The organism is Streptomyces sp. NPDC057287, assembly GCF_042667905.1.
Lineage (GTDB): Bacteria > Actinomycetota > Actinomycetes > Streptomycetales > Streptomycetaceae > Streptomyces.
Window position 1 is genome coordinate 40,841 of record NZ_JBHUYV010000001.1, and the last position, 24,782, is coordinate 65,622.

At 71.1% G+C, this 24,782-nt stretch carries 26 protein-coding genes; 20 read left to right on the forward strand and 6 right to left on the reverse strand.

The features are described 5' to 3' along the window. Positions 1-23: 23 nt before the first annotated feature. The gene (locus ACFUNE_RS00230) at positions 24-872 is read left to right on the forward strand and encodes a helix-turn-helix domain-containing protein (RefSeq protein WP_383560478.1); all 849 of its coding nucleotides are present in this window, start codon (positions 24-26) and stop codon (positions 870-872) included. Then, the gene (locus ACFUNE_RS00235; protein ID WP_383560481.1) at positions 832-1,098 is read left to right on the forward strand and encodes a DUF397 domain-containing protein; all 267 of its coding nucleotides are present in this window, start codon (positions 832-834) and stop codon (positions 1,096-1,098) included. The genes ACFUNE_RS00230 and ACFUNE_RS00235 overlap by 41 nt, the downstream gene beginning before the upstream one ends. A gap of 4 nt (positions 1,099-1,102) precedes the next feature. Here the strand turns inward: ACFUNE_RS00235 and ACFUNE_RS00240 are convergent, their stop codons facing one another. Further along, a complete protein-coding gene (locus tag ACFUNE_RS00240; protein ID WP_383560484.1) occupies positions 1,103-2,251 on the reverse strand; it encodes a hypothetical protein in 1,149 nt (382 codons plus the stop codon). A 158-nt stretch (positions 2,252-2,409) separates the two neighbouring features. Here ACFUNE_RS00240 and ACFUNE_RS00245 point away from each other — a divergent pair, with 158 nt between their 5' ends. From ACFUNE_RS00245 to ACFUNE_RS00255, 3 genes are all read left to right on the forward strand, one after another. Next, on the forward strand, positions 2,410-2,988 hold the full coding sequence (locus ACFUNE_RS00245; protein WP_383560487.1) for a hypothetical protein: 579 nt from the start codon (positions 2,410-2,412) through the stop codon (positions 2,986-2,988). A gap of 63 nt (positions 2,989-3,051) precedes the next feature. Beyond that, positions 3,052-3,582 (forward strand): hypothetical protein, encoded by a 531-nt coding sequence (locus ACFUNE_RS00250; protein ID WP_383560489.1) that lies wholly within the window; start codon positions 3,052-3,054, stop codon positions 3,580-3,582. Positions 3,583-4,161: 579 nt separating this feature from the next. After that, positions 4,162-4,788 carry a DUF4232 domain-containing protein gene (locus ACFUNE_RS00255; RefSeq protein ID WP_383560492.1) on the forward strand — a complete coding sequence of 209 codons (627 nt, stop codon included), beginning with the start codon at positions 4,162-4,164 and terminating at the stop codon, positions 4,786-4,788. Between the two features lie 69 nt (positions 4,789-4,857). Here ACFUNE_RS00255 and ACFUNE_RS00260 read toward each other — a convergent pair whose 3' ends face one another. Both ACFUNE_RS00260 and ACFUNE_RS00265 read right to left on the reverse strand, forming a co-directional pair. After that, positions 4,858-5,532, reverse strand: a complete 675-nt coding sequence (locus tag ACFUNE_RS00260; protein ID WP_383560495.1) for a permease prefix domain 1-containing protein — start codon at positions 5,530-5,532, stop codon at positions 4,858-4,860. After that, positions 5,529-5,873 carry a PadR family transcriptional regulator gene (locus ACFUNE_RS00265; protein WP_383560498.1) on the reverse strand — a complete coding sequence of 115 codons (345 nt, stop codon included), beginning with the start codon at positions 5,871-5,873 and terminating at the stop codon, positions 5,529-5,531. The genes ACFUNE_RS00260 and ACFUNE_RS00265 overlap by 4 nt, the downstream gene beginning before the upstream one ends. Before the next feature lie 86 nt (positions 5,874-5,959). On the opposite strand from ACFUNE_RS00265, the gene ACFUNE_RS00270 reads away from it, so the two are divergent. From ACFUNE_RS00270 to ACFUNE_RS00285, 4 genes are all read left to right on the forward strand, one after another. Next, the gene (locus ACFUNE_RS00270; RefSeq protein WP_383560501.1) at positions 5,960-6,433 is read left to right on the forward strand and encodes a DUF2269 family protein; all 474 of its coding nucleotides are present in this window, start codon (positions 5,960-5,962) and stop codon (positions 6,431-6,433) included. Between the two features lie 179 nt (positions 6,434-6,612). Continuing rightward, positions 6,613-8,808, forward strand: coding sequence for an MMPL family transporter (locus ACFUNE_RS00275; protein WP_383560504.1), 2,196 nt, complete (start codon positions 6,613-6,615; stop codon positions 8,806-8,808). Between the two features lie 4 nt (positions 8,809-8,812). Beyond that, on the forward strand, positions 8,813-10,006 hold the full coding sequence (locus tag ACFUNE_RS00280; RefSeq protein ID WP_383560507.1) for a sensor histidine kinase: 1,194 nt from the start codon (positions 8,813-8,815) through the stop codon (positions 10,004-10,006). A 1-nt stretch (position 10,007) separates the two neighbouring features. After that, positions 10,008-10,664, forward strand: coding sequence for a response regulator (locus ACFUNE_RS00285; protein ID WP_383560509.1), 657 nt, complete (start codon positions 10,008-10,010; stop codon positions 10,662-10,664). Between the two features lie 34 nt (positions 10,665-10,698). Here ACFUNE_RS00285 and ACFUNE_RS00290 read toward each other — a convergent pair whose 3' ends face one another. Further along, a complete protein-coding gene (locus ACFUNE_RS00290; protein ID WP_383561655.1) occupies positions 10,699-11,367 on the reverse strand; it encodes a pirin family protein in 669 nt (222 codons plus the stop codon). Positions 11,368-11,448: 81 nt separating this feature from the next. Here ACFUNE_RS00290 and ACFUNE_RS00295 point away from each other — a divergent pair, with 81 nt between their 5' ends. From ACFUNE_RS00295 to fabF, 5 genes are all read left to right on the forward strand, one after another. Further along, positions 11,449-12,648, forward strand: a complete 1,200-nt coding sequence (locus ACFUNE_RS00295) for a PucR family transcriptional regulator (RefSeq protein WP_383560512.1) — start codon at positions 11,449-11,451, stop codon at positions 12,646-12,648. 89 nt (positions 12,649-12,737) lie between these two features. Then, entirely contained in the window at positions 12,738-13,652 is a 915-nt protein-coding gene (locus ACFUNE_RS00300) for an ACP S-malonyltransferase (RefSeq protein ID WP_383560515.1), read from the forward strand. 13 nt (positions 13,653-13,665) lie between these two features. After that, entirely contained in the window at positions 13,666-14,697 is a 1,032-nt protein-coding gene (locus ACFUNE_RS00305) for a ketoacyl-ACP synthase III (RefSeq protein WP_383560518.1), read from the forward strand. A gap of 63 nt (positions 14,698-14,760) precedes the next feature. After that, positions 14,761-15,009, forward strand: a complete 249-nt coding sequence (locus ACFUNE_RS00310; RefSeq protein ID WP_383560519.1) for an acyl carrier protein — start codon at positions 14,761-14,763, stop codon at positions 15,007-15,009. 79 nt (positions 15,010-15,088) lie between these two features. Beyond that, a complete protein-coding gene (gene fabF / locus ACFUNE_RS00315) occupies positions 15,089-16,351 on the forward strand; it encodes a beta-ketoacyl-ACP synthase II (RefSeq protein WP_383560521.1) in 1,263 nt (420 codons plus the stop codon). Positions 16,352-16,540: 189 nt separating this feature from the next. Here the strand turns inward: fabF and ACFUNE_RS00320 are convergent, their stop codons facing one another. Next, entirely contained in the window at positions 16,541-17,035 is a 495-nt protein-coding gene (locus ACFUNE_RS00320) for a DUF3145 domain-containing protein (protein WP_383560524.1), read from the reverse strand. Between the two features lie 362 nt (positions 17,036-17,397). Here ACFUNE_RS00320 and ACFUNE_RS00325 point away from each other — a divergent pair, with 362 nt between their 5' ends. Together ACFUNE_RS00325 and ACFUNE_RS00330 are read left to right on the forward strand one after the other, a co-directional pair. Beyond that, positions 17,398-18,312 (forward strand): SGNH/GDSL hydrolase family protein, encoded by a 915-nt coding sequence (locus ACFUNE_RS00325; RefSeq protein ID WP_383560527.1) that lies wholly within the window; start codon positions 17,398-17,400, stop codon positions 18,310-18,312. A gap of 11 nt (positions 18,313-18,323) precedes the next feature. Then, positions 18,324-19,316, forward strand: coding sequence for an aldose epimerase family protein (locus ACFUNE_RS00330; RefSeq protein WP_383560529.1), 993 nt, complete (start codon positions 18,324-18,326; stop codon positions 19,314-19,316). Positions 19,317-19,369: 53 nt separating this feature from the next. On the opposite strand, the gene ACFUNE_RS00335 is transcribed toward ACFUNE_RS00330, so the two are convergent. Further along, entirely contained in the window at positions 19,370-20,155 is a 786-nt protein-coding gene (locus ACFUNE_RS00335; protein ID WP_383560531.1) for an EI24 domain-containing protein, read from the reverse strand. A gap of 111 nt (positions 20,156-20,266) precedes the next feature. On the opposite strand from ACFUNE_RS00335, the gene ACFUNE_RS00340 reads away from it, so the two are divergent. From ACFUNE_RS00340 to chvE, 4 genes are all read left to right on the forward strand, one after another. Next, entirely contained in the window at positions 20,267-21,421 is a 1,155-nt protein-coding gene (locus tag ACFUNE_RS00340; protein WP_383560533.1) for a mandelate racemase/muconate lactonizing enzyme family protein, read from the forward strand. Then, positions 21,418-22,437: a zinc-binding dehydrogenase gene (locus tag ACFUNE_RS00345; RefSeq protein WP_383560535.1), complete on the forward strand. Its 1,020-nt coding sequence runs from the start codon at positions 21,418-21,420 to the stop codon at positions 22,435-22,437. Before ACFUNE_RS00340 ends, ACFUNE_RS00345 begins: the two co-directional genes overlap by 4 nt. Before the next feature lie 111 nt (positions 22,438-22,548). Continuing rightward, positions 22,549-23,532: a hypothetical protein gene (locus tag ACFUNE_RS00350; RefSeq protein ID WP_383560538.1), complete on the forward strand. Its 984-nt coding sequence runs from the start codon at positions 22,549-22,551 to the stop codon at positions 23,530-23,532. Positions 23,533-23,662: 130 nt separating this feature from the next. Further along, entirely contained in the window at positions 23,663-24,772 is a 1,110-nt protein-coding gene (chvE, locus tag ACFUNE_RS00355) for a multiple monosaccharide ABC transporter substrate-binding protein (protein WP_383560541.1), read from the forward strand. Positions 24,773-24,782 lie beyond the last annotated feature (10 nt).

Genomic DNA, 24,782 nt, shown 5'->3' on the forward strand with positions numbered 1-24,782 from the left:
CGTTGAAGCGAGAGGCCCCCGCCGTGGCCAACGTGCAGTCGCTCGACCCCAGCGCTTCCCCACTCGACTACTACGGCTGGGAGTTGCGCCGTCAGCGCGAGGCCCACGGCCTGCGGCAGGGGCAGCTCGGCGAGATCATCTTCTGCACGGGCTCACTGATCGGCCAGATCGAGACGACGAGGAAGGTGCCGACCCGCGACTTCTCGGAACGCCTGGACGCCGCGCTCGGTACGGACGGGGTGTTCTCGCGGCTGGTCGGCCTGGTGCTGCGGAGCCAACTGCCGACGTGGTTCCAGCCGTACGCGGAGATGGAGGCGCGAGCTACGTACATCTCCACATATCAGGCGCAGTTGGTGTACGGGCTGCTCCAGACGGAGGAGTACGCGCGGGCGGTGCTGGCCACGGGCATGCCCGACGATCTGGACGGCCTGGTAGCGGCCCGGATGGAGCGCCAGCGCATCCTGGAACGGGAACAGCCGCCGCTGGCCTGGGCGATCCTGGACGAAGCGGTGCTGCACCGGCCGATCGGCGGTGTCGAGGTCATGCGGAACCAACTCGCGCGGCTGTTGGAGTTCGCCTCGCACCGCTGGATGCGGATTCAGGTGCTGCCGTTCGTGGCAGGTGAACACTCAAGCCTGGATGGGTCGTTCACCGCGATGCGCTTCGACGACGATCCGGGCATCATCTACACGGAGGACCTCATCTCCGGACACATGACCGCCAACCCCGAGACCATCAGAGAGGCGATGCGCCGTTACGCTCACGTGCAGGCCGCAGCCCTCTCCGTCGAGGCTTCCGCGGCATTGATCACCCGCGTGATGGAGGAGCGTTATGGCGACCGGCCCGAACCTGAAGAGCGCGGCGTGGCGTAAGTCCAGCTACAGCGGAAGCACCGGTGGCGAATGCGTCGAGTGCACCGTCACCGGCGGCGCGGCCTGGCGGAAGTCCTCGTACAGCGGCACCAACGGCGGCGACTGCGTCGAGGTCGCCGACGGTTGCTCAGCCTTCGTCCCCGTCCGCGACAGCAAGAACCCGGCCGGCCCCGTCCTGGTCATGAGCACGGCCGCCTGGCAGGCCTTCGTGGACGGGCTGCGCTGACGAGTCACCCAGCCGTGCCGCGCAGGGCTTCGAGCACCGGGGCGGCGTCCGCGACCATGCGGTGCATGACGGGAACCGGGATCGCGGGATTGCGGACGGCGCCCATCGCGCTGTCCAGATCGAGCAGGAGATCCACCAACGCTTCCGGCGGCACAGCCGGGTTCGCCCGGGCACGCAGATGCACGCCCTGGTCGGAATCGGCGGCCAGGGCGACCGCGGCCTCGGGCGTGAGCCGGGGGTCCTCGGCGGCGGCCTTGCGCACGATCGGGTCGGGGTCTCGGCTGAACTGCTCGACGAGCGAGGCGGCGGAGGCCGGGTCGTCGAGCGCGAGAGCCCGCAGTCGAGGGTTCGGGTCTGCCGTGAGGCGCAGCAGACCGTCAAGCGGGAAGTTGGGGTGGCGACGGGGCCGGTCGGGGAACGAGAGGCTCGGATCCCACCAACCCGCCACTTCCAGGAGCATCTCCGGTGGGGCGTCGTCGCAGGACTCGGCCAGGAAGAGCCGCACCACGCGGTCCTCGTCACGGGCGAGGACCGCGACGACGTCCGCAGGCAGCCGGGGCGCCCTCGCGACACTGCGGCGGACCAGCAGCTTGCGGGAGCTCGCGAGCTGACGCATGGCCTCGGCATTCGCGTGCAGCGCACCGATCCACCACAGCGCCATCGTCAGGCCCTCCGGGGCGATTTCGGGGACCTCGGCGGCCATCGCGGCGATCTCGGCGGGTGTCGTCGGGGGTGCGGCCTCGGGGTGCGGTGCGGACCCGACGCCTCGGCCACCGCGCGACAGCCGCGCGAACGCCCGCCGGTCCTCCGCGTCCCTTCTCAGCACCTCACGCAGGTCCGGCTCCGGCGAGGCCGCGACGAGCCTGTCCCACTGGTCCTGGCCGAGCCTGCGGATCTCCGCGACACCGCTGCGGACACGGCGTGACGGATGGACGAGCGCGGCGTCGACAACCGCTTCCGGCAGGTCGTCGCGGTGCAGGAACCCGGTCTCGTCGAGGTCGAGGAGTCCGACGAGGAGATCGTCCGGGGCCGCACGGTTGAAGCCGATCCATTCGAGCCACGTGATGACGGTGCGCCGGTCGATCCCGGAGACCGGACTCAGCCTGGCCCAGGCGGCGGCGTGCTGCGGTTCTGTCATAGGCGTCTCTGTCACCGGCCGAAGACTAGGGTCGCCGCAAGACTTTCCGCGAGCGCCGCCCGATGGGCACGGACTGCCGGGCGACTTCGTCTCTCCCCTACGGGACGTATCCCCGGGTCGGGTGAGGGACGCCCCCGATAGGCGGGAGACCGGCGGCCTGTGACGCTGCCGGTATGACCTCACGACTCGCGGGCCTACGCAGCCCCGCTCTCATCGCCCCGCTCCTGCTCGCCCTGTACGGCCTCCTGCGCCTAGTCGACGGACTGGACGGGGATCACGGACCCGGGCTCGCCTGGAACCTCGGACACACTCTGTTCTTCGTCGGCTTCTTACTCTTCGGCGTGGTGACGTTCAGGCTGCGGGAGCTCGTCCCCGGCACCAGCCCGCGCGGACGCCTCATGGCGAACGTGGCCACGGTGGTCAGCCTGTTCGGCATCGCCTGTTTCCTCTGGGTGATCCTCGGCGACCTGTCCGCAGACGTGGCCGAGGCGGCGCCGCTGCCCGAACTGCTGGAGATGATCGGCCCGCTCGCGTTCCAGCTGGGGTGGCTCACGCTCCTGGTCATCCTGGTGACCGCCACACCGCGCCTGCTGCCCGCGTGGAGTCCCCTCCTCGTCCTCGGGGGCTTCGTCCTCTTCGCCGCCGACCTCGACCTGCTGCCCGTCGGCGCGCTGCTCCTGACGGCCGGTCTCGCTCCGGTGGCCCGGGCCTCCGGGCCGGCGTCCTCCAGGGCACCGAGAGCCGCCGGATGAGGACGTGCCGCGTACCGGCTCCGTCACGGTGCACCGGCGGCCGGACGTCGTTACCGTGCAGGCGTGACCGGTTCCGCGCTCCCTCTCCCCCTCCTCTTCCTCGACGTCGACGGGCCCCTCCTCCCCTTCGGCGCGACCCGCCTGCAGCTCCCGGACGGGTACCCGACCTACGGGACGGGGTGCGGGCCCCGCGAAGCCGGGGAGAATCCCCTGACCGCCAGGATCGACCCCGGCCACGGACCCCGGCTGAGGGAGCTGCCGTGCGAGCTGGTGTGGGCCACGACGTGGATGTCCGACGCGAACGACTGCATCTCACCATGGCTCGGACTGCCGCAACTGCCCCTGGTGGACTGGCCGGACCCCGCTCCCGAGGACGAGCCGGAGGGGCTGCACTGGAAGACCCCCGGGCTCGTCGGGTGGGCCGCCGGGCGCCCCTTCGCCTGGGTCGACGACGAGATCACCGACATCGACCGCACATGGGTGGAGGCGCATCACCCGGGCCGGGCGCTCCTGCACCGCGTGGACGCCTGGCGGGGGTTGACCGGCACGGACTTCGCCACCCTGGACGCGTGGCTTCGGCGCTCCGCTGACTGATCCCGCAGGGAGCCCGGGATATCCGTCTCGGTCGTCGGAACGTCCCTCTTCACCATCGGGACGGTGTCCCGCCGGATGAGCGCCCATGGCCAGGCGATACACGAACTGGACAAGCTGGCCGACCGGACGAAGGCCTGAGCACGCCCTGGGTATCCCCGGGCCCTGCGAAACAGCCGCGAAGACGGATGGTGTCGGACCGAGGTGTGCGGCGGGTGAAGAGGCTGTGCCGCCCATGATGTTCAAGGGGCTGCCCGTAACGGCTGTGTCCCAGCCGGGGGACCGCGGGAATCCCCGGCGAGAGCTACGGGAACCGGCGTCCGGGCGGGGTCGGTACGCACCCGCTCGGCATCACCCCCAGGCCCCGTTTCCCGGGCTGGAGGGGCGGTCCGGAGCCGGCTTCGGACCGGCCGTCCCGGACGGTGGGGGCACGACCGGCGACATCCACGCACCCCCGGTCGCGTGTAACGGGCATGTATTAGGGGACGGTCGAGTGCAACGCCCCGGGGGCGGATGCGGGTCTTCATGATCAGCAACGCTCGCTCCAGCCGGAGTACGGCACCGACCGCAAAGGAACACACGATGCGCGCCAAGAAGCTCACTCTCACCGCACTGGCACTCGCCGCAGGCCTCTCGCTCACCGCCTGCCAGGGGAACGAGGACTCCGCCGCGAGCACCGACGACTCCGGGTCCTCCTCCTCGGCCTCGACCGCGACGTCCGGCGGCAGCGACGCGCCCGAGGAGAGCACCACGGCCGCCGGCGACGAGGCGACCACGACGGAGTCCGCCCAGGGCAGCGGCAACGGCCGGATCACCACCGGTACCTGCAAGACCTCGAACCTCGCGTTCGGCACCGCTCACGGCATGGGCGAGGGCGACCTCCTCGTCAGCCTCAAGAACACCGGCGACGCCTGCACCCTCAAGGGGTTCCCCGGAGTCGACCTGAGGTCCCAGGACGCCTCCGGCCCCCTCAGCGCCGAGCGCAGCGGGCTCGACGCCCCGGTCGTCAACCTCGCCAACGGCGAGACCACGCGCTTCACCCTGCACTACCCGCCGGCCGAGGGCACGGGCGCGTACGTCAGCGCCATCGAGGTGACCCCGCCCAACGAGACCCACTCCAAGGCCCTGCCGGTCTCCCTCCGTCTCCAGATCGCCGACGGTGCCGACCAGAAGGTCGTGGTGGACCCGGTCGGCACCGGCAAGCAGTGACGTACGGCCACCCGAGCGGCCGCTCGCGCGACCGTGGAGCACTCCCCCGGGCCGGGCGGCGGGACAGGACTACGAGACGGCCAGGCGGGCGGAGCGGCGGCCCGCGCGGGCCGAAGCCGCCACCACGGCGTGCGAGACGGCCGAGAGCGCACCGGCCAGGGCGAACAGCGGCCAGTCCGCGGTGAGCGCCGCGGCGACGGCGAGCGCGAGCGTGGCGACGGCCATGGCGACGCTGGTCGTGGTACCGGCCCAGGCGACCACCAGTGGCAACCGGTGCGGCGTGGGCAACCTGCGGGCGACCGCGCCGGTGGCGGCCGACGCCACCGCGGTGAGCAGCGCGGCGAGGATCGCCACGCCCGCCAGGTTCACCGCCAGCAGCTGGGCGGTGCGCGGCAGTTGCCCGGCCGTGTCGGGGAGCCCTGAGGTCCGGGCCAGGAGCCAGCAGGTGACCAGGAAGGGCACCGCGAGGACGGCGGCCCGGGCCGTGTGCCGGGTCTGGGCGATGGCCAGTTCACGCTGGCAGGCCGGCGCGACCTCCTCGACGGTCCCGAACTCCCGCACCGCCAGGCGAGAGGCTTGCTCGTGGGGCATTCCCTCTGCGAGGTGGGCCTCGACCGTGTCGGCCAGACCGTCGCACAGCTCCTCGATCATGCGGGCCTTGGCCCCACCGGGTCCGTGCAGGGCGGCCGTCAGGGCCGCCTCGTATGCGGCGACGGGGCCGTCCTCCCGGCCGGCGGCTCTCATGAGGTCAACCCGGGTGCGGCAGCGGGGTTGAGGACGGAGCCGATCGCCGTGGTGAACTCGTCCCACGCCGTCCGCTCCCCGGCCAGGGTGCGCCGCCCCTCCTCGGTGAGCTCGTAGCAGCGCCGGCGCCGTTCACCGGCGGCGGACTCCCAGCTGCTGCTCAGCAGTCCGACCCGCTCCAGCCGGTTCAGCGCCGGATAGATGGTGCCCGTGCGCAGTTCGAGTACGCCCCCGCTGCGGCGCTGCACGGCGGCGATGATCGCGTACCCGTGCAGCGGGCCCGGTTCCAGCACGGCCAGCAACAGTCCGTCGAGGTGCCCTCGCACCGCATCAGCCTTCATGAGTAGGCAGCCTACCCAAAGGAACCGTAGGCAGTGTATGTATTGGCAGACAACACATACACGCGTATCGAGCAGGAGGCACCCGCGTGACCAAGCTGCTGCTGTCCATCCATGTCCTCGCGGCGATCGTGGCCGTCGGGTCGATCACCGTCGCCGCCTCGATGTTCCCGCGCTACGCGCTGCGGGCGCTGGACGGCACGGAGGAGGACGGCCGCTCCGCAGGGGTCGCCGCGCTCCTGCACCGCATCTGTTACGGCTACTCGCTCGCGGGCATCTTCGTGCCGGTGTTCGGGGCAGCGACCGGCGCCGCGCTCGGAGTGCTCACCGACGTCTGGCTGATCGTCTCGCTCGTCCTCACCCTGATCGCCGCGGCCCTCCTCGGATTCGCCGTCCTGCCCGGGCAGCGGCGCATGCTCGCCGAGGGCGAGGACGCGCTCACCGAGGAGGCGGCACGCCCCACGGCGACGCGTCTGACGATGCTCACCGGCATCTTCAACCTCATCTGGGCGGTGGTCGTCGTCCTGATGATCGTCCGCCCCGGCTCCACCACGGGCGCGTGAGCGCCACGCGCGCAGTACCCGCCGGGACCGCGTCCGAGGAGGTCCGGGCCGGCTCTTCGGGGGCAGCCCGCCGCAGGTGGTGCCGGTAGCCCCACCCCTGTTGTCCACCGGCCGGTGGACAACAGGTTCAACCGGCAGGACGTGCCGGGCGCGGTACCCCTCCGGCCAGGATTCCTGGCATGAGACAACTACCCGTACGCATAGCCCGATGGAGCGCCCGGCACGCCTGGCAGTCCGTCGTCGGCTGGTTCGTGTTCGTCGTCCTGTGCCTGGGAGCCGGCATCGCGGTCGGCACCAACCAGGCCACCACGGAGGACTTCTGGGTCGGTGAGGCCGGGCGCGCGGAGTCGATGGCCACCGAGGGCGGCCTCGAACGCACACCCACCGAGCGGATCATGATCCGGGCCAGGTCCGGACAACTGGACACGGACGCGGCCGGGGCCGCGGCCCAGGACGTGACCGCACGGATGCGGGACCTGCCCGAGGTGGAGCGCGTGGCGGCCCCCGTCCTCTCGGACGACGGCACGGTCCTGCTGGTCTCGGTGACCCTGAACGGCCCCGAGCTGGAGGGCAGGAAGAACGTCGTCGCGCTCCTCGGGCAGACCGCCGAGGTTCAGGCGGACCACCCGGAGCTGATCGTGGAGGAGACGGGATCGCCCTCCATCAGCAAGGGCGTCAACGACCAGCGCGGGGAGGATCTCGCCCTCTCCGAGCGCATCACCCTGCCGGTCACGCTCATCACCCTGCTGGTCGTCTTCGGCTCGGTGATCATGGCCGGTGTGCCGTTGCTGCTGGCGCTCTCCTCTATCGCCTCCGCCATCGGCCTGTCCATGGTCGTCTCGCACGTCCTGCCCGACGCCGGGGTCGGGATGAACTTCATCCTGCTCATGGGCCTGGCGGTCGGCGTCGACTACACGCTCTTCTATCTGAAGCGGGAACGTGAGGAACGGACCCGGGCAGGCGGGCGGCTCAGCTCGGAGGCGCTCGTCGAGCTGGCCGCGGCGACCGCCGGCCGTGCCATCGTGATCTCGGGCCTCGCGGTGATCCTCTCCACGGCCACCCTGTACCTGGCCACGGACGTCATCTTCTCCTCGCTGGCGACCGGCACGATCCTCGTGGTGGCCGTCGCCGTGGCCAGCTCGCTCACCGTGCTCCCCGCCCTGCTGGTCATGATCGGCCATCGGACCGAGCGTCTCGCCGGCCGCAGGGCGAAGCGCGGCAAGCCCGCCCCCGCGGCGAAACCCGAGACCGGGAGGGTGTTCGGCGCGCTCCTGCGGCCCGCCCGGACCCGTCCCGCGCTCACCCTGTGCCTGTCGGTCCTCGTGATGCTCGGCCTGGCGGCCCCCGCACTCGGCATGAAGCTCATCGACCCGGGCAAGGACACCTTCTCCCGCGACATCCCGGCCATGCAGGTCCACGACCGGCTGACCGGCGCCTTCCCCGAGCTCTTCGTCACGCACGAGGTCGTCGTCCGGTCCACCCCGGAGCGGGCCGCGGAGGTGAAGCAGGCCCTGGTGGACCTCGGGCAGCGGGCCCAGGCAGACCCTCTGTTCGCCAGGAAGGCGGAGCCGGCGCCGCGTACGTCGTCCGACGGCAGGACCAGCGTGCTGGCACTCGCCGTCCCCTTCCCCGCACCCTCCGCCGAGGCCATCGAGTCACTCACCCACCTCCGCCAGGACCTCATCCCCGCGACCGTCGGACGGCTCGCCGGTGTGGAGGAGGCGGTCAGCGGCGACGTGGCCCGCAACCGGGACTACGTGGAGCACGAGAGCGGCAAGCTGCCGCTGGTGATCGGGTTCCTGCTGCTGATGACCTTCCTGATGACCGTGTGGGCGTTCCGCTCGGTGGTCATCGGCGTCGTCGGCGTCGCACTCAACCTGCTCTCGGCCGGTGCCTCGCTCGGCATGCTGGTGCTGTTCTTCCAGGGGACGTGGGCGGAAGGACTGCTGGCCTTCGACTCCCTCGGCGCGATCGCGTCCCGGGTGCCGCTCTTCCTCGTCGTGATCCTCTTCGGGCTGTCGATGGACTACCAGGTGTTCGTGGTCAGCCGGATCCAGGAGGCCAGGCAGCAGGGCATGTCCGCCCGCGAGGCGGTGATCGAGGGCATCAACCGGTCGGCAAAGGTGGTGACCAGTGCGGCGATCGTGATGGTGACGGTCTTCGGCGCGTTCGTCGCCCTGCACCTCACGGAGATGAAGCAGATGGGCTTCTGCCTGGCCGTGGCCGTCCTGCTGGACGCCGTGATCATCCGGCTCATGGTCCTCCCGTCGGTGCTGCTGCTCCTCGGCGAGCGCGCCTGGTGGCCGGGGCGGCGACCTGACCGGGGCGGGCGCCCGTTGGTCCCCGGCGCCGCGAAGCCGGCACGCGTAGGCTGACGCGGTGAATCAACGGCCGTGGTCCGGCGCCGAGTTGCCCGTCCCGTCACTGCACCGCTGGAACGCCGTCCTCTGGGTGCTGCTGGGCCTGGTCCCGCCCGCCATCGCGGTGGCGGACGCCCCCGGCTCGACGAGGTACCCGGCGCTGGCCACGCTGGCCGTACTGGCCCTGTCCTACGGTGCGGTGGGCCTGTTCCCCGGCAACCCGGTCCTGCGTCCCCGCCCCTACCTGTACGTACTCGTCGTGGGCCTCGGCGGGATGTCGTACCTGCTCGACGGCGGCGCGGCGCTCTTCGTGGTGACGCTGCCGCACTTCTGGATCTACGCCGCGAACCCCCGGACCTCGATCGCCCTCAGCGGGCTCGCCGCGGCTGCGGTGGTGGCCGGAAACGTCGTACGACAGGGCTGGGGCGGGGAGTTCCTCACGGGCAACGTCCTCTTCACCCTGATCGGCTACGCGGTGGGCGTGCTGGCCGGGCTGGGGGTGCGCCGGATCACCGCGGACGCCGACGAGCGCGCCCGCCGGCTCAGCGGCGAACTGGAGGAAGCGCGGCTGCGGCTGGTCGAGGCGCACCAACGCCAAGGGGCCACGGACGAGCGTGAACGCCTCGCGCGGGAGATCCACGACACGCTCGCCCAGGGCTTCGCGTCCATCATCGTGCTCGCGGAGGCGGCGCGTTCCGGCCTGGAGACGGCCCCCGCCACGAGCGCGAGGCACCTGCTCGCGATCGAGAACACCGCTCGCGAGAATCTCGCCGAGGCGCGCGTCCTGGTGGGTTCGGCCCCGCAGAGCGGCGTGGCCCCCGGTTCGGTGGCGGCCACCCTGCGCCGGACCCTGGACCGGTTCACCGAGGACACGGGGCTGGCCGTCACCTCGGAGCTGCCGGACGTGGCCTGCGACCAGCAGACCCGTATCGCGCTCCTGCGGTGCACCCAGGAGTCCCTGGCCAACATCCGCAAGCACGCGGGCGCCTCCACGGTGGAGGTGGTCCTCACGCCGTACGCGTACGGCGTGGAGCTGGAGATCACCGACGACGGCCGGGGCTTCGTGACCGAGGACTCGCACGGCTTCGGACTGAACGGCATGCACAAGCGTCTCGCCGAGCTGGGCGGCGAACTCACCGTCACCAGCTCGGTCGGCGACGGCACCCGCATCCTCGCGATGATTCCCACTACGACCACCGACGGGCAGGTCTGACATGAATCGGGTCACAGGGGCACCCGGCAGGGTCCGCGTCGTCGTGGCGGACGACCACACGGTGATGCGCGCCGGGGTCGTCGCCCTGCTGGCCGACGACCCCACCATCGACGTCGTCGGCGAGGCCGAGGACGGCCGGGCGGCCGTCGCACTGGTGGAGGAGCTGGAGCCCGATCTGGTGCTGATGGACCTGCGGATGCCCGTCCTGGACGGGACGAGTGCCACCGCGGAGATCGTCGCCGGCCGCACCCGGACCCGCGTGCTGATCCTGACGACGTACGACACCGACGCGGAGATCGAACGCGCCGTCGAGGCCGGAGCCGTCGGCTATCTGCTCAAGGACGCCACCCGCGGGCAACTGGTGGACGCGGTCCACTCCGCGTCCCGCGGCGAGACGGTCCTGGCTCCGCGGGTGGCCGCGCGGCTGGTCGCCCGTATGCGCAGGCCGGCCCCGGCGACCCTGACCAGGCGGGAGGTCGACGTGCTGGGAGCGGTCGCCGACGGGCTGTCCAACGTGGAGATCGGCCGCCGGCTCGTCATCACCGAGGCCACGGTCAAGACGCACCTGCTGCGGGTCTTCGCCAAACTCGACGTCAGCGACCGCACACACGCGGTGGTCACGGCCCTGGAACTGGGTCTGCTGGAACGGCGCGGGTAGGCCTTCGGCACCCGCCCGCGCCCGGTGGCCACCCTCACACCGTGGCGAGCTCCCAGAGCAGCACCTCGGACTGTTCCAGCCCCTCGATCTCCAGTCCGCGGGACTCCGTGATCCGCGCCGAGTCACCCGCCCCCAGCTCCTCACCGGCGATCATCACCCGGCCCTGCACCACGTGGACGTAGACACCCGCCGCGTCCGGCACCGCGGTGCGCTCCCCCTCGGACACGCGGCGCACGTGGAGCATCGCGCCGGCCTCGGGGAGGGCGTACGGGGTGGAGTCGGCGATTCCGGCGACGTGCGTGTAGGAGGGCTCCCCGCCGGGCCGCAGAGGGGCCAGCCACATCTGAATGAACGTCAGGGGCTGCGCGGCGTCGTTGCGCTCGACATGCCGGACCCCGGCGGCCGAGCTGAGGTGCTGGACGTCACCGGCCCGTACGACGGTGGCGTGCGCGGCGGAGTCGCGGTGCGTGAGCTCGCCCTCCACCACCCAGGTGACGATCTCGGTGTGGCTGTGCGGATGCTCGTCGAAGCCGGCGCCCGGGGCGAGACGCTCCTCGTTGCAGGCCAGGATCGGCCCGAAGCGGAGATTGTCCGGGTCGTAGAACCGCCCGAAGGAGAAGGCGTGCAGCGTCTCGATGCCCGCGGAGTCACCCGTGGCCGGGTCCCCGCCGCGGAAGCGGTCCCCGGAGCGGCGTACGTCCATCACGCCACCAAGGTATCCCCGCCGGACGACCTTCCGCCCCGCCACTCCGGGCACCTGTCCCGATAAGGCAGTCTTGTGTGCGTGCCCCGACCCGATCCTGAGCAGCCCGCCACGCATGACGCCCATCTGCACGCCGCGACCCTGAAACGGCTGGAGCAGTCCTCCGGCCGGCTGGCCGCCAACGCCATCGCCCGCATGGACGAGACGCTGCCGTGGTACCGGGCGATGCCACCGGAGAACCGGTCCTGGATCGGCCTGGTCGCCCAGGCCGGTATCGCCGCGTTCACCGAATGGTTCCGGCACCCGGAGACGCCGCAGGCCATCTCGACCGACGTGTTCGGCACCGCCCCGCGCGAGCTGACCAGGGCGATCACCCTGCGGCAGACCGTCGAGATGGTACGGACGACGATCGAGGTCATGGAGGCCGCGATCGACGAGGTCGCGGCGCCCGGCGACGAGTCGGTGCTGCGCGAGGCGTTGCTCGTGTACGCCCGCGAGATCGCCTTCGCGACCGCGCAGGTGTACGCGCAGGCCGCCGAGGCGCGTGGCGCGTGGGATGCCCGGCTGGAGTCGCTCGTGGTGAACGCGGTGCTGTCCGGCGAGGCCGACGAGGGTGCCGTGTCCCGGGCCGCCGCCCTCGGCTGGAACTCCCCCGAGCACGTGTGCGTCATCCTCGGCACCGCGCCCGACGGGGACAGCGAGCTCACCGTGGAGGCGATCCGGCGGGCGGCCCGGCACGCCAAGCTCCAGGTCCTGACCGGGGTCCTCGGCCACCGTCTCGTCGTGATCGCGGGCGGCAGCGACAACCCTCTGAACGTGGCGAAGTCGCTGATCGGCCCGTACGCGGCCGGTCCTGTCGTCGCCGGCCCGGTGGTGCCCGACCTGCTCGCGGCCACCCGCTCCGCGCAGGCCGCGGCCGCCGGTCTCAAGGCCTGCTCGGCGTGGCAGGACGCTCCGAGGCCCGTCCTGTCGGACGATCTCCTTCCTGAGCGCGCGATGGCGGGCGACCCCGCCGCGCGCGATCAGCTGGTGGAGGAGATCTACAGACCGCTCGAAGAAGCGGGTTCGGCACTTCTGGAGACCCTGAGTGTGTACCTGGAGCAGGCGAGCAGCCTGGAGGGCGCGGCACGGATGCTGTTCGTGCACCCCAATACCGTGCGCTACCGGCTGCGACGTGTGACCGACGTCACCGGGTGGTCACCCTCCGACGTCCGATCCGCGTTCACTCTGCGGATCGCCCTCATCCTGGGGCGCTTGGCCGACGGGGACACTCAGTCCTAGACTTTTGTCGAACTTCAACAATTCCCCTGACGGTTCTTCGTCCCTGTCCCCACGGGCGTTCGGGGCCGTCCACAAGAGAGAGTGTGAGGGTGCTCGTACTCGTCGCTCCCGGCCAAGGCGCTCAGACGCCCGGCTTCCTGACTCCCTGGCTCGAACTCCCCGGTGCCGCCGACCGCATCGCGGGATGGTCCGACGCCATCGGGCTCGACCTTGCCCACTACGGCACGAAGGCCGACGCGGACGAGATCCGCGACACGGCGGTGGCTCAGCCACTGCTGGTCGCCGCGGGTCTCCTCTCCGCCGCCGCCCTGGACGCCTCTCCCGGCGTCGTCGCCGGACACAGCGTCGGTGAGATCACCGCCGCCGCGCTCGCCGGCGTCATCGAGGACGAGGCCGCGCTCCGTTTCGTGCGCACCCGGGGGCTCGGCATGGCCGAGGCCGCCGCGGTCACCGAGACGGGCATGGCCGCGCTCCTCGGCGGAGACCACGAGGTCACCGTGCAGCATCTGGAGAAGCTGGGGCTCACCCCGGCCAACGTCAACGGCGGCGGGCAGATCGTCGCCGCCGGCACGGCCGCCCAGATCGCCGCGCTGACCGAGGACAAGCCCGAAGGCGTGCGCCGCGTGGTGCCGCTCAAGGTCGCAGGCGCGTTCCACACGCACCACATGGCTCCGGCCGTGGAGAAGCTGCGTGCGGCGGCCGCCGCCCTGACGGTCACCGACCCGAAGGTGACGTACGTGTCGAACGCCGACGGGAAGACGGTCGCCGACGGCGCCGAGGTCATCTCGCGGCTCGTCGGCCAGGTCGCCAACCCGGTCCGCTGGGACCTGTGCATGGAGACCTTCGCCGAGCTCGGTGTCACGGCCCTCATCGAGGCCGCCCCCGGTGGCACCCTGGTCGGGCTCGCCAAGCGCGCGCTCCCCGGTGTGAAGACCCTCGCGCTCAAGACCCCCGACGACCTCGACGCGGCCCGCGCGCTCATCTCCGAGCACGCAGGCGCCTAAGGAGCCCGAGAGCATGTCGAAGATCAAGCCCAGCAAGGGCGCCCCGTACGCACGGATCATGGGTGTGGGCGGCTACCGCCCGGTCCGTGTCGTGCCGAACGAGGTGATCCTCGAGACGATCGACTCGTCCGACGAGTGGATCCGCTCCCGCTCCGGTATCGCCACCCGCCACTGGGCCTCCGACGAGGAGACCGTGTCCATGATGTCCGTGGAGGCGTCGGGCAAGGCGATCGCGGACGCCGGGATCACTCCCGAGCAGATCGGCGGAGTCATCGTCTCCACCGTCTCGCACTTCAAGCAGACCCCTGCCGTCGCGACCGACATCGCGCACAGGATCGGCGCGGGCAAGCCCGCGGCCTTCGACATCTCGGCCGGCTGCGCGGGCTTCGGCTACGGCCTCACGCTCGCCAAGGGCATGATCGTCGAGGGTTCCGCGGAGTACGTGCTCGTCATCGGCGTGGAGCGGCTCAGCGACCTCACCGACCTGGAGGACCGCGCGACGGCCTTCCTCTTCGGTGACGGCGCGGGCGCGGTCGTCGTGGGCCCGTCCCAGGAGCCGGCCATCGGCCCCACGGTGTGGGGATCCGAGGGCGACAAGTCCGAGACGATCAAGCAGACCGTCTCGTGGAACGACTTGCACGTCGGCGACGTCTCGAACCTTCCGCTCAACGAGCGGGGCGAGGTCAAGTTCCCGGCCATCACGCAGGAGGGCCAGGCGGTCTTCCGCTGGGCCGTCTTCGAGATGGCGAAGGTCGCCCAGCAGGCGCTGGAAGTGGCCGGGATCTCCCCGGAAGACCTGGATGTCTTCATTCCGCACCAGGCCAACATGCGGATCATCGACTCGATGGTGAAGACGCTCAAGCTGCCGGAGCACGTCACGGTCGCCCGTGACGTGGAAACCACCGGCAACACGTCGGCCGCCTCGATTCCGCTCGCAATGGAGCGGCTCCTGGCGACCGGTCAGGCCAAGAGCGGCGACACGGCGCTCATCATCGGCTTCGGGGCGGGTCTCGTCTACGCCGCGTCGGTCGTTACCCTCCCCTAGGCACACCGGACCTTTCGGTCCGCACGCCCGAACCCTGCAGAAACATATCGAAGGAGCGCCAACATGGCCGCCACTCAGGAAGAGATCGTCGCCGGTCTCGCCGAGATCGTCAACGAGATCGCCGGTATCCCGGTCGAGGACGTCGAGCTGAACAAGTCCTTCACCGACGACCTGGACGTCGACTCGCTGTCCATGGTCGAGGTCGTCGTCGCCGCCGAAGAGCGCTTCGACGTCAAGATCCCCGACGAGGACGTCAAGAACCTCAAGACGGTCGGCGACGCCGCCGACTACATCCTGAAGCACCAGGGCTGATCCCAGCCCGTCCTGTGTGTCGCCACCCGGCGGTGGCGCCGCTGATTCACGACCCTCTACACGTGGAGAAGATTTTCCAGTGAGCCCGACCAATCGCACCGTGGTCGTCACCGGTATCGGCGCAACCACTCCGCTGGGTGGCGACTCCGCATCGACCTGGGAAGGTCTGATGGCCGGCCGTTCCGGCGTCAAGCCTCTCGAGGGCGAACGTTTCGCCGAACTGCCCGTCCGGATCGCCGCCCTCGCGGCCGTCGACCCCGGCGAGGTACTGCCCCGTCCGCTCGCCCGCAAGCTGGACCGCTCCGCGCAGTTCGCGCTGATCGCGGCCCGCGAGGCCTGGGCGGACGCCGGCTTCACCGGTAAGGCCGGTGAGGACGAGAAGATCCAGTCCGAGCGTCTGGGATCGGTCATCGCCTCCGGCATCGGCGGCGTGATCACCCTGCTCGACCAGTACGACGTGCTGAAGGAGAAGGGCGTACGCCGCGTCTCCCCGCACACCGTTCCCATGCTCATGCCCAACGGCCCGGCGGCCAACGTCGGTCTGGAGGTCAACGCCCAGGCCGGCGTCCACACCCCGGTCTCCGCCTGCGCGTCGGGTGCCGAGGCCATCGGGTACGCCGTCGAGATGATCCGCACCGGCCGTGCCGATGTGGTCGTCGCCGGTGGCACCGAGGCGGCCATCCACCCGCTGCCGATCGCCGCGTTCGCCAACATGATGGCGATGTCCAAGAGCAACGACGAGCCCGAGAAGGCCTCGCGTCCGTACGACACGGCCCGGGACGGCTTCGTCCTCGGCGAAGGCGCCGGCGTCGTGATCCTGGAGTCCGCGGAGCACGCCGCCGCGCGTGGCGCCAGGGTCTACTGCGAGGTGCTGGGCCAGGGCCTGTCCGCCGACGCCCACCACATCGCGCAGCCCGAGCCCACCGGGCGCGGGATCGCCGCGGCGATGCAGAACCTGCTGGACTCGACGGACCTGAAGCCGTCGGAGGTCGTGCACCTGAACGCGCACGCCACGTCCACGCCGCAGGGCGACATCGCGGAGATCAAGGCACTGCGTGCGGTGCTCGGCGACGACCTGGACCACGTGGCGATCTCGGCCACCAAGTCGATGACGGGCCACCTGCTGGGCGGTGCGGGCGGTATCGAGACCGTGGCGACCGTGCTGGCGCTGCACCACCGGAAGGCGCCGCCGACGATCAACATCGACGACCTCGACGAGGCCGTCGAGGCGGACGTCGTACGGGGTGAGCCCAGGACGCTGCCCGAGGGCTCGATCGCGGCGATCAACAACTCGTTCGGCTTCGGCGGCCACAACGTGGTGCTGGCGTTCCGCTCGGTCTGACCCGCTGTCCTTTCCGCGAGGCCCGCTTCCCACCCGGGAGGCGGGCCTCCGCGCTGCGTGCGGTGCCGTCGGCGGTGGGCCCGCACGGGGCCCGGGCGACGCGCTGCCGGGGCCCCGGACCGACGTCCGGAGGGCAGCCGAAGGAAACGTTTCAGCTGGGCCCGCCGCGCGTCCCCGGGCCGCCTCCCGTCACACCACCTGGTGGAGCCACCGCACCGGTGCGCCCTCTCCCGCGTGGCGGAAGGACTCCAGCTCGTCGTCCCACGGCTTGCCCAGGAGCTTGGCGACCTCGGCCTCCAGGTCCGTCTCGCCGCGCAGGGAGCGCGCCAGCGCCGCCCGCAGCCGGTCCTCGGGGACCAGGATGTCGCCGTGCATGCCGGTGACGGCGTGGAAGATGCCGAGACCCGGCGTGGAGCTGTAGCGCTCCCCCTCCGCCGTGGGGCACGGCTCCGCCGTCACCTCGAAGCGCAGCAGGTCCCAGCCGCGGAGGGCCGAGGCCAGCTCCGAGGCCGTACCCGCCCGGCCCTTCCATGAGAATTCGGACCGCCAGGTGCCGGGAGCGGCCGGCTGTCTGATCCAGTCCAGCTGGACCCGCACACCGAGAACACCCGCTACCGCCCATTCGATGTGCGGGCACAGCGCGCGCGGTGCGGAATGAACGTACAGAACTCCACGTGTCGTCACCGGGACCTCCAGTGTGGGACGAGGTTCGCCTTCCCCTGCGGCCTCGCGCCCGTACCGTCTCTTCCCGGCCGGCTACCGAGGTTGTCATCAGTAAACAGCATCGGGAGTGAATCTCCTGAAAAGGGACAGTATGTGACGTGAGTTAACTTACCGGACCCACTGATTCGTCGGCGGGCCGGTCGGGCGCCACTGGTTCGACGGGGAAAAGCTACCGTGCGCCGGGGCCGGCTGTGTGACGTACCGTCGGTCCCGGGCCCATGATTCGCTCAGCATTCACCCGCGAGGGCGCGAGGGCCCGCCACCTGGGGCTGTCCGGTTGTGCCAGGGGCACAATCACCCGTGTGACCGAAGGGGAGACAGGGATGCCTGAGCGTGCGTCACGCCGCCGTGTCCGGGGCGCCGCGGCCACTCTGGTGGCGGTCGCGCTCGTCGGCTCCGTGACGCTCACCGGCTGCTCCTCCGACGGGGATCCCGGCTCACGGAGCACCGCCGGCACCCGGAGCCCCTCCCCCTCGCCGACACCGGCGTGGGACGCGAGCCCCGCGTCGGTCGCGGCGGTCGGGGACTCGATCACGCGGGGCTTCGACGCCTGCTCGGTGCTGGCCGACTGCCCGGAGGTGTCCTGGGCCACCGGCAGCGACCACGGGGTGCGGAGCCTCGCCGTGCGCCTCCTGGGGGCGTCGAAGGCGGCCTCGCACAGCTGGAACCACGCCGTGTCGGGCGCCAGGATGGCGCAGCTCCCGGAGCAGATGGCGCTCGCGGCACAGGACGGGCCGGAGCTGGTCACGGTGATGATCGGCGCGAACGACGCCTGCCGGGACTCGGTGCGGCTGATGACCCCGGTGCCGGACTTCCGGGCCTCGTTCGAGGCGTCGATGAGACAGCTGCGCGCTTCGGCCCCGAAGTCCCAGGTGTACGTGTCGAGCGTGCCGGATCTCAAGCGGCTCTGGTCGACCGGGCGGGAGAATCCGCTGGGCAAGCAGATCTGGAAGCTGGGGATCTGCCGGTCGATGCTGGGCGACGCCGACGACATGGGTGCCGCGGCGGTCGCTCGGCGCGACGCGGTGCTGGAGCGGGTCGTCGCCTACAACGAGGTGCTGCGGGACGTCTGCGCGCGGGACGAGCGCTGCCGCTACGACGGCGGGGCGGTGTTCGACTACCGCTTCACCGGTGAACAGCTGAGCGAGTGGGACTGGTTCCATCCGGGGCGCAACGGCCAGGCCAGGCTGGCGGAGATCGCTTACCGCAACGTCACGGCTGCCGGGCCTCCGGCGTAAGGTCCTTGATCGTGACGACGGGTACAGCGGTAGACAGCGAAGACTTCTCCACGCTCACGGACGGGACACCGGTCCGTCGCTGGACCCTGGAACGCGAGGGCACCCGGGTCCGCGTGCTGACGTACGGCGCCGTGGTGCAGTCCGTCGTGGTGCCCGGACGGGACGGCGCCCGCACCGAGGTGGCCCTGGGGCTGCCGGACGTCAAGGGGTACGAGACGCACACGGGCCCGTACTTCGGCGCCGTGGTCGGCCGGTACGCGAACCGGATCGCGGGCGGGTCCTTCGACCTGGACGGGCGCACGCACCGGGTGACACGGAACGAGGGGCGCAACACCCTGCACGGCGGCGAGCGCGGCTTCGACAAGCGCGTGTGGGATGCCGAGGAGGTGCCGGACGGTGTACGGCTCTCCCTGGTCGCCGAGGACGGCGAGGAGGGCTTCCCGGGGCGGCTCGCGGTGTCGGTGGCGTACACCCTGGACGAGGACGGAGCGCTGCGGATCGCCTACCGGGCGACGGCGGACGCGCCGACCGTGGTGAACCTGACGAACCACACGTACTGGAATCTGGCCGGGGCGGACAGCGGGAGCGCGCTGGGACACGAGCTGCGGCTGGCGGCCGGGCGGATCACCCCGGGGGACGAGGAGTCGATCCCCACAGGAGCGTTCGTTCCGGTGGAGGGGACCCGGTTCGACTTCCGGGAGCAGAAGCCGGTGGGCCCCGGTTACGACACCAACTACGTGCTGGAGGAGACCGGCGAGGAGCCTGTCGCCGAGCTGTACGACCCGGCGTCGGGGCGTCTGCTCACGGTCCGCACGACGGAGCCGGGGCTCCAGCTGTACACGGCCGACCACTTCGGCGGGGACCCCTTCGTGCCGTGCGCGGGGATCGCGCTGGAGACGCAGCACTTCCCGGACTCCCCGAACCGCCCGGAGTTCCCGAGCACGGTGCTGCGGCCCGGCGAGGAGTTCGCCTCCACTACGGTGTACGGGTTCTCGGTGCGCTGATCCCCTCCGCGGGGCCCGCGGGGGGGGCTGATCTCCGCGGGGCCCGCGACGGCTCAGTCCTTCTGCAGGGTGTACGGCGACGTCGGCCGCGGGTCCGTCGCGGGGGGCGCCGTGAGCTCGCGGGCCAGCAGCGTGGCGCCGGCGACGGCGCCCGGCATCAGGAGCACCGCGACGAACGGGACGAGGAAGGCCAGCGCGAGCGGGACGCCGAAGCCCAGGACCATCATGCGGCGGCCGCGCAGCAGCGCGAGCCTGTCCTTCAGGACCATGCCCCGGCGCTGGAGGGCGACGGCGGTGAGCTCCTCGGAGAGGAAGTAGCCGGACACACAGAAGCCGAGGACGGGGACCACGGTCTGCCCGACGACGGGGATGAAGCCGAGGGCGAAGAGCAGCACCCCGTAGAGCGCGACGCGGAGCAGGATGCGGACGGAGTCGCGGGCGGAGATCCAGAGTTCGCGCCAGAGCGGCAGGCCCGACTCGGGCACCTCGCCGCCCTCGCTGCGGTCGACCGCCTCGGAGAGCGACTCGTAGAACGGCTGGCCGACCAGCAGGGTCACCGCGGTGAAGGTGATGACCGCGAGGAATATCCCGAACACGAAGACCAGGACGGTCAGGGTGTTGCGCAGGAGGCCCAGCCAGGGCGAGGACCAGTCGTCGGCGAACGGGGTGGCCCAGCCGACGAAGTCGTCGGCGCCGTAGCCCAGGCCGACGAGCGCGCCCGCGTAGACGACGAGTGTGATCAGCGCGGGCAGCAGGCCGAAGCCGAACCAGCGGCCGTGCCCGAAGGCCCAGCGCTGTCCCTTGATCAAGTAACCGAAACCCGCCCCGAGATCACTCATGGCCTCAGCCTACGTGCGCGAGGCATTGACACGTCCCCGGGCCCGAATTACGGTCACGCCAGCATTTCGAACGAGTGACGAAATACCGAACACCGTGGAGAGGCAACACCCGTGCGCATCACCGGAATCAGCACGCACGTCGTCGGCACGCCGTGGCGCAACCTCACCTACGTCCAGGTGCATACCGACGAGGGTCTCACCGGGGTCGGCGAGACCCGGATGCTGGGCCGCACGGACGCGCTGCTCGGATACCTGCGGGAGGCGTCGGCGAACCACATCGACGGCTCCGACCCGTTCGCGATCGAGGACCTCGTCCGCCGGATGAAGTACGGCGACTACGGGCGGGCCGGGGAGATCGTGATGTCCGGCATCGCGGTCATCGAGATGGCCTGCTGGGACATCAAGGGCAAGGCGCTCGGCGTCCCCGTCTGGCAGCTGCTCGGCGGGAAGGTCACCGACCGGGTCAAGGCCTACGCCAACGGCTGGTACACCACGGAGCGCACCCCGGAGGCGTACCACAAGGCGGCGCAGGGAGTCGTCGAGCGCGGCTACCGGGCGCTGAAGATCGACCCCTTCGGTACGGGCCACTTCGAGCTGGGCCAGGAGGAGACCCGCTACGCCGTCTCCCTGATCGAGGCCGTTCGGGACGCCATCGGCCCCGACACCGAGCTGATGCTGGAGATGCACGGTCGGTTCAGCCCGTCGACGGCGGTGCGGATCGCCCGCGAGATGGCGCCGTTCAAGCCCGCCTGGCTGGAGGAGCCGGTGCCGCCGGAGAACCTCAAGGCGCTGAGCAAGGTCGCGGAGAAGGTCGACCTGCCCATCGCGACGGGCGAACGCATCCACGACCGGATCGAGTTCCGCGAGCTCTTCGAGTCGCAGGCCGTCGACATCATCCAGCCGGACGTCGGCCACATCGGCGGCATCCTGGAGACCCGCAAGCTCGCGGCCACCGCCGAGACCCACTACACGCTGATCGCCCCGCACAACGTGGGCGGCTCGGTGCTGACCGCGGCCAGCCTCCAGGTCGCGGGCTGCACCCCGAACTTCAAGATCCTCGAACACTTCAACGACTTCGCGGACGCGGACATCAAGAAGGTCGTCAAGGGCGCCCCGGCCGTCGACCCCGCCACCGGCTGCTTCGAGCTCTCCGACGCGCCCGGGCTCGGCGTGGAACTGGACGTGGACGCGGCGGCGGAGTTCCCGCAGCAGCAGGCGCGCTTCGACCTGTGGGCGGACGGCTGGGAGAAGAGGCAGCCCAAGTGATGTCCCTCTCCCGCTCGTTGACCATCGAGCGGCCCGGCAGCCACCGGCTGACCGAGGGGCCGCTCCCGGAGCCGGGCCCCGGCGAGGTCAGGGTGCGGGTCGCCGCGGCCGGTATCTGCATGAGCGACCGCGAGGTCTACGACGGCCATCGTGACCCCGCCTATGTGCGCTACCCCGTGGTGCCGGGGCACGAGTGGTCGGGCACCGTCGACGCCGTGGGCGAGGGTGTCGACCCCGTACTGACCGGGCGCCGCACGGTCGCCGAGGGCTTCCGGGCGTGCGGGCGCTGCGAGCGGTGCAGGTACGGGGAGACCTCCCTGTGCACGGCGGGTTACGACGAGACGGGGTTCACCCGGCCCGGGGCGTTCGCCGATCACCTGCTGGTCCCGGCGCGGCTGCTGCACCTCCTGGCCGACGACGCCGACCTGCGGGCGGCGGCCCTGCTGGAGCCGGCCGCGGTGATCTCGGCGGCGGTGCGGGCGGGGGCACCCGAACCGGGTGAGCGGATCGCCGTGGTGGGAGCGGGCACGCTCGGCCTCCTCGCGGTGCAGCTGCTGGCCGCGGTGTCGCCGGCGGAGCTCACCGTGATCGACCCGAGGCAGGGCCGCGCCGCGCCGGCCCTGGACTTCGGGGCGGGCGAGGTCCGCACGCCCAAGGAGTCCGAGGAGGTGCGGGGCCGGTACGACCTGGTGGTGGAGACGGCCGGAGCGCCTTCCACCGCGGCGGACGCGTGCCTGCTGGCGCGTCGTGGCGGGCGGGTGGTGCTGACCGGGATGTTCACCCCGGGGGCCGTGGGCATCGACCCGGTGCATCTGTCCCTGAGCCAGCTCACCGTGCGCAGCGTCTTCGGGGCGCCTTCGGCGGCCTGGTCCTACGCGGTGCGGGCGTTCACGGCCGGGCTGCTCGATCCGGCGCCGCTGATCACCCACGAGTTCCCGCTGGAGCGGTTCGGCGAGGCCGTGGCGCTGGTGGGATCCGGGGACCCGGAGACCGGGAAGGTGCTGCTGCGGCCGTGACGGGCCCGCCCTGATCCGTACGCCGGTGCGGCGGCGACCTGACCGCCTCCGTACCGGCGTGCCCCCAACGATCCGAATGTCGTCCGAAATACCGAACATGAAGGACCAGTCGTGAACGACGTCCCTGCCTCTTCCCCCGGCGACGCCGGCGCCCGCCGCCCCGGTGACGCCGCACTCACCGCGCTCGGCCTCGGCCCGGCACCCCTGTCCCCGGCCGACGCCTCCCCGCACTCCTTCCCCGAGGGTGGGAGCTGGCGCACCGAGGTGCCGTCCGTGGAAGGTCCGGAGGCCCTCGGTGTCGTACTCAAGGAGTCCGCGAGGCTCGACGTCCCGGTCCACCGGATCAGCCAGGGCAGCGGCATCTGGATGCTGACCGACGCGGAGATCACCGAGATGGTGGAGGGCTGCGCCGAACGGGACATCGAACTCTGCCTGTTCACGGGGCCGCGCGGCACCTGGGACACCGGCGCCTCGGTCCGCACGGACTCCGGCGGCGCCGGGCTGCGCGCCCGGGGCCACGACGCCCTGGCCGGTTGCGTCGAGGACGCCCTGCGCGCCACCGGGCTGGGAGTGAAGTGCCTGCTCGTGGCCGACGAGGGTGTGCTGTGGACCCTGCACCGGCTTCGCGCGCAGGGCGTCCTGCCCGCGGACACCACCTTCAAGGTGTCGGCGCTCATCGGGCCGGTGAACCCGGCCTCGTACGCCGTGTTCGAGCAGCTCGGCGCCGACTCGATCAACATCCCGTCGGACCTGACGCTCGCCCAGCTCACCGAGATCCGCAAGGTCTCCCGGGCGCCGATGGACCTCTACATCGAGGCCCCCGACGACCTCGGAGGCTATGTGCGGATGTACGAGGTGGCCGAACTGATCCGGCGCGGTGCGCCGCTGTACCTGAAGTTCGGCCTCTCCAAGTCGCCCGGGATCTACCCGTACGGCCAGCACCTGCGGGAGCTGGCCCTGTCCACCGCCAAGGAGCGGGTGCGACGCGGCCGACTGGCACTGGACCTGCTCGCGCGGCACGGGGCGGACGGGGGCATGGCCGCGCTCGGCAGCCGACTGCCGGGCCCGCTCAACCGGTTCGGCATCTCGTCATAACGTTCCGGAAACAGACCCCCCAAAAAAAGACAGAGCCGCGCACAATCCCACACATCTGCTCTCGGTCGAGCCGCCCCAAGCCTTTCGGCGCCACCGGACCGAGTCCTGACCCACATCAAGGATGATGACAATGCGCAATCGCAGAGCCGCACTTGCCGCCGTGGCCTCCGCCGCCTCCCTCGCCCTCGCCCTGACCGCATGCGGCCAGAACAGCGAAGGCGGCAGCGAGGAGGACAAGGGTGGCTCCGACGGCGCCACCATCGGCGTCGCGATGCCGACCAAGTCCTCCGAGCGCTGGATCTCCGACGGTGCCAACGTCGTGAAGGAACTGAAGGGCAAGGGCTACAAGACCAAGCTCGTCTACGGCGAGGACGACCCGGACCAGCAGGTCTCGCAGATCGAGAACATGATCACGCAGGGCGTGGACGCCCTGATCGTCGCGGCGATCGACAACAAGTCCCTCGACAACGTGCTGCAGCAGGCCAAGGACGCCGACATCCCGGTGATCTCCTACGACCGGCTGATCCTGGGCTCCGAGAACGTCGACTACTACGCCTCGTTCGACAACGAGAAGGTCGGCGAGCTGCAGGGCTCGTACATCGTGGACAAGCTCGGCCTGGAGGACGGCAAGAAGGGCCCCTTCTCCATCGAGCTGTTCGCCGGCTCCAACGACGACAACAACACCAAGTACTTCTTCCAGGGCGCCTGGAACGTCCTGAAGCCGTACGTGGACAAGGGCGAGCTGGTCGTCAAGTCCAAGCAGACCGCCCTCAACCAGGTCACCACCCTGCGCTGGGACGGCGGCACCGCCCAGAAGCGCATGGACGACCTGCTGACGTCCAGCTACCGCAGCGACCGGGTCGACGCCGTGCTCTCGCCGTACGACGGCATCTCCATCGGCATCCTCTCCGCACTGAAGTCGGACGGCTACGGCACCAAGGCCAAGCCGATGCCGATCGTCACGGGCCAGGACGCCGAGGTCGCCTCGGTGAAGTCGATCATCACCGGTGAGCAGACGCAGACCGTCTACAAGGACCTGCGCGAGCTCGCCAAGGTCGCCTCGAACATGGTCGACGCGGTCCTGAACGACAAGAAGCCCGAGGTCAACGACAGCAAGACGTACGACAACGGCGCCAAGACCGTCCCCGCCTTCCTGCTGCAGCCGGTCAGCGTCGACAAGGCCAACTACAAGGAGATCCTCGTCGACGGCGGCACCTACAGCGAGAACGACCTCAAGTAACCGGGCTCCC

What these genes read in the sequence shown, in the direction of transcription:
- ACFUNE_RS00235 (WP_383560481.1), top strand. Translation starts at nt 832, where the DNA reads ATGGCGACCGGCCCGAACCTGAAGAGCGCGGCGTGGCGTAAGTCCAGC.
- ACFUNE_RS00265 (WP_383560498.1), bottom strand. Translation starts at nt 5,873, where the DNA reads ATGAAGGCTGATGCGGTGCGAGGGCACCTCGACGGACTGTTGCTGGCC.
- ACFUNE_RS00275 (WP_383560504.1), top strand. Translation starts at nt 6,613, where the DNA reads ATGAGACAACTACCCGTACGCATAGCCCGATGGAGCGCCCGGCACGCC.
- ACFUNE_RS00260 (WP_383560495.1), bottom strand. Translation starts at nt 5,532, where the DNA reads ATGAGAGCCGCCGGCCGGGAGGACGGCCCCGTCGCCGCATACGAGGCG.
- chvE (WP_383560541.1), top strand. Translation starts at nt 23,663, where the DNA reads ATGCGCAATCGCAGAGCCGCACTTGCCGCCGTGGCCTCCGCCGCCTCC.
- ACFUNE_RS00305 (WP_383560518.1), top strand. Translation starts at nt 13,666, where the DNA reads ATGTCGAAGATCAAGCCCAGCAAGGGCGCCCCGTACGCACGGATCATG.
- ACFUNE_RS00325 (WP_383560527.1), top strand. Translation starts at nt 17,398, where the DNA reads ATGCCTGAGCGTGCGTCACGCCGCCGTGTCCGGGGCGCCGCGGCCACT.
- ACFUNE_RS00285 (WP_383560509.1), top strand. Translation starts at nt 10,008, where the DNA reads ATGAATCGGGTCACAGGGGCACCCGGCAGGGTCCGCGTCGTCGTGGCG.
- ACFUNE_RS00335 (WP_383560531.1), bottom strand. Translation starts at nt 20,155, where the DNA reads ATGAGTGATCTCGGGGCGGGTTTCGGTTACTTGATCAAGGGACAGCGC.
- ACFUNE_RS00245 (WP_383560487.1), top strand. Translation starts at nt 2,410, where the DNA reads ATGACCTCACGACTCGCGGGCCTACGCAGCCCCGCTCTCATCGCCCCG.
- ACFUNE_RS00255 (WP_383560492.1), top strand. Translation starts at nt 4,162, where the DNA reads ATGCGCGCCAAGAAGCTCACTCTCACCGCACTGGCACTCGCCGCAGGC.
- ACFUNE_RS00290 (WP_383561655.1), bottom strand. Translation starts at nt 11,367, where the DNA reads ATGGACGTACGCCGCTCCGGGGACCGCTTCCGCGGCGGGGACCCGGCC.
- ACFUNE_RS00310 (WP_383560519.1), top strand. Translation starts at nt 14,761, where the DNA reads ATGGCCGCCACTCAGGAAGAGATCGTCGCCGGTCTCGCCGAGATCGTC.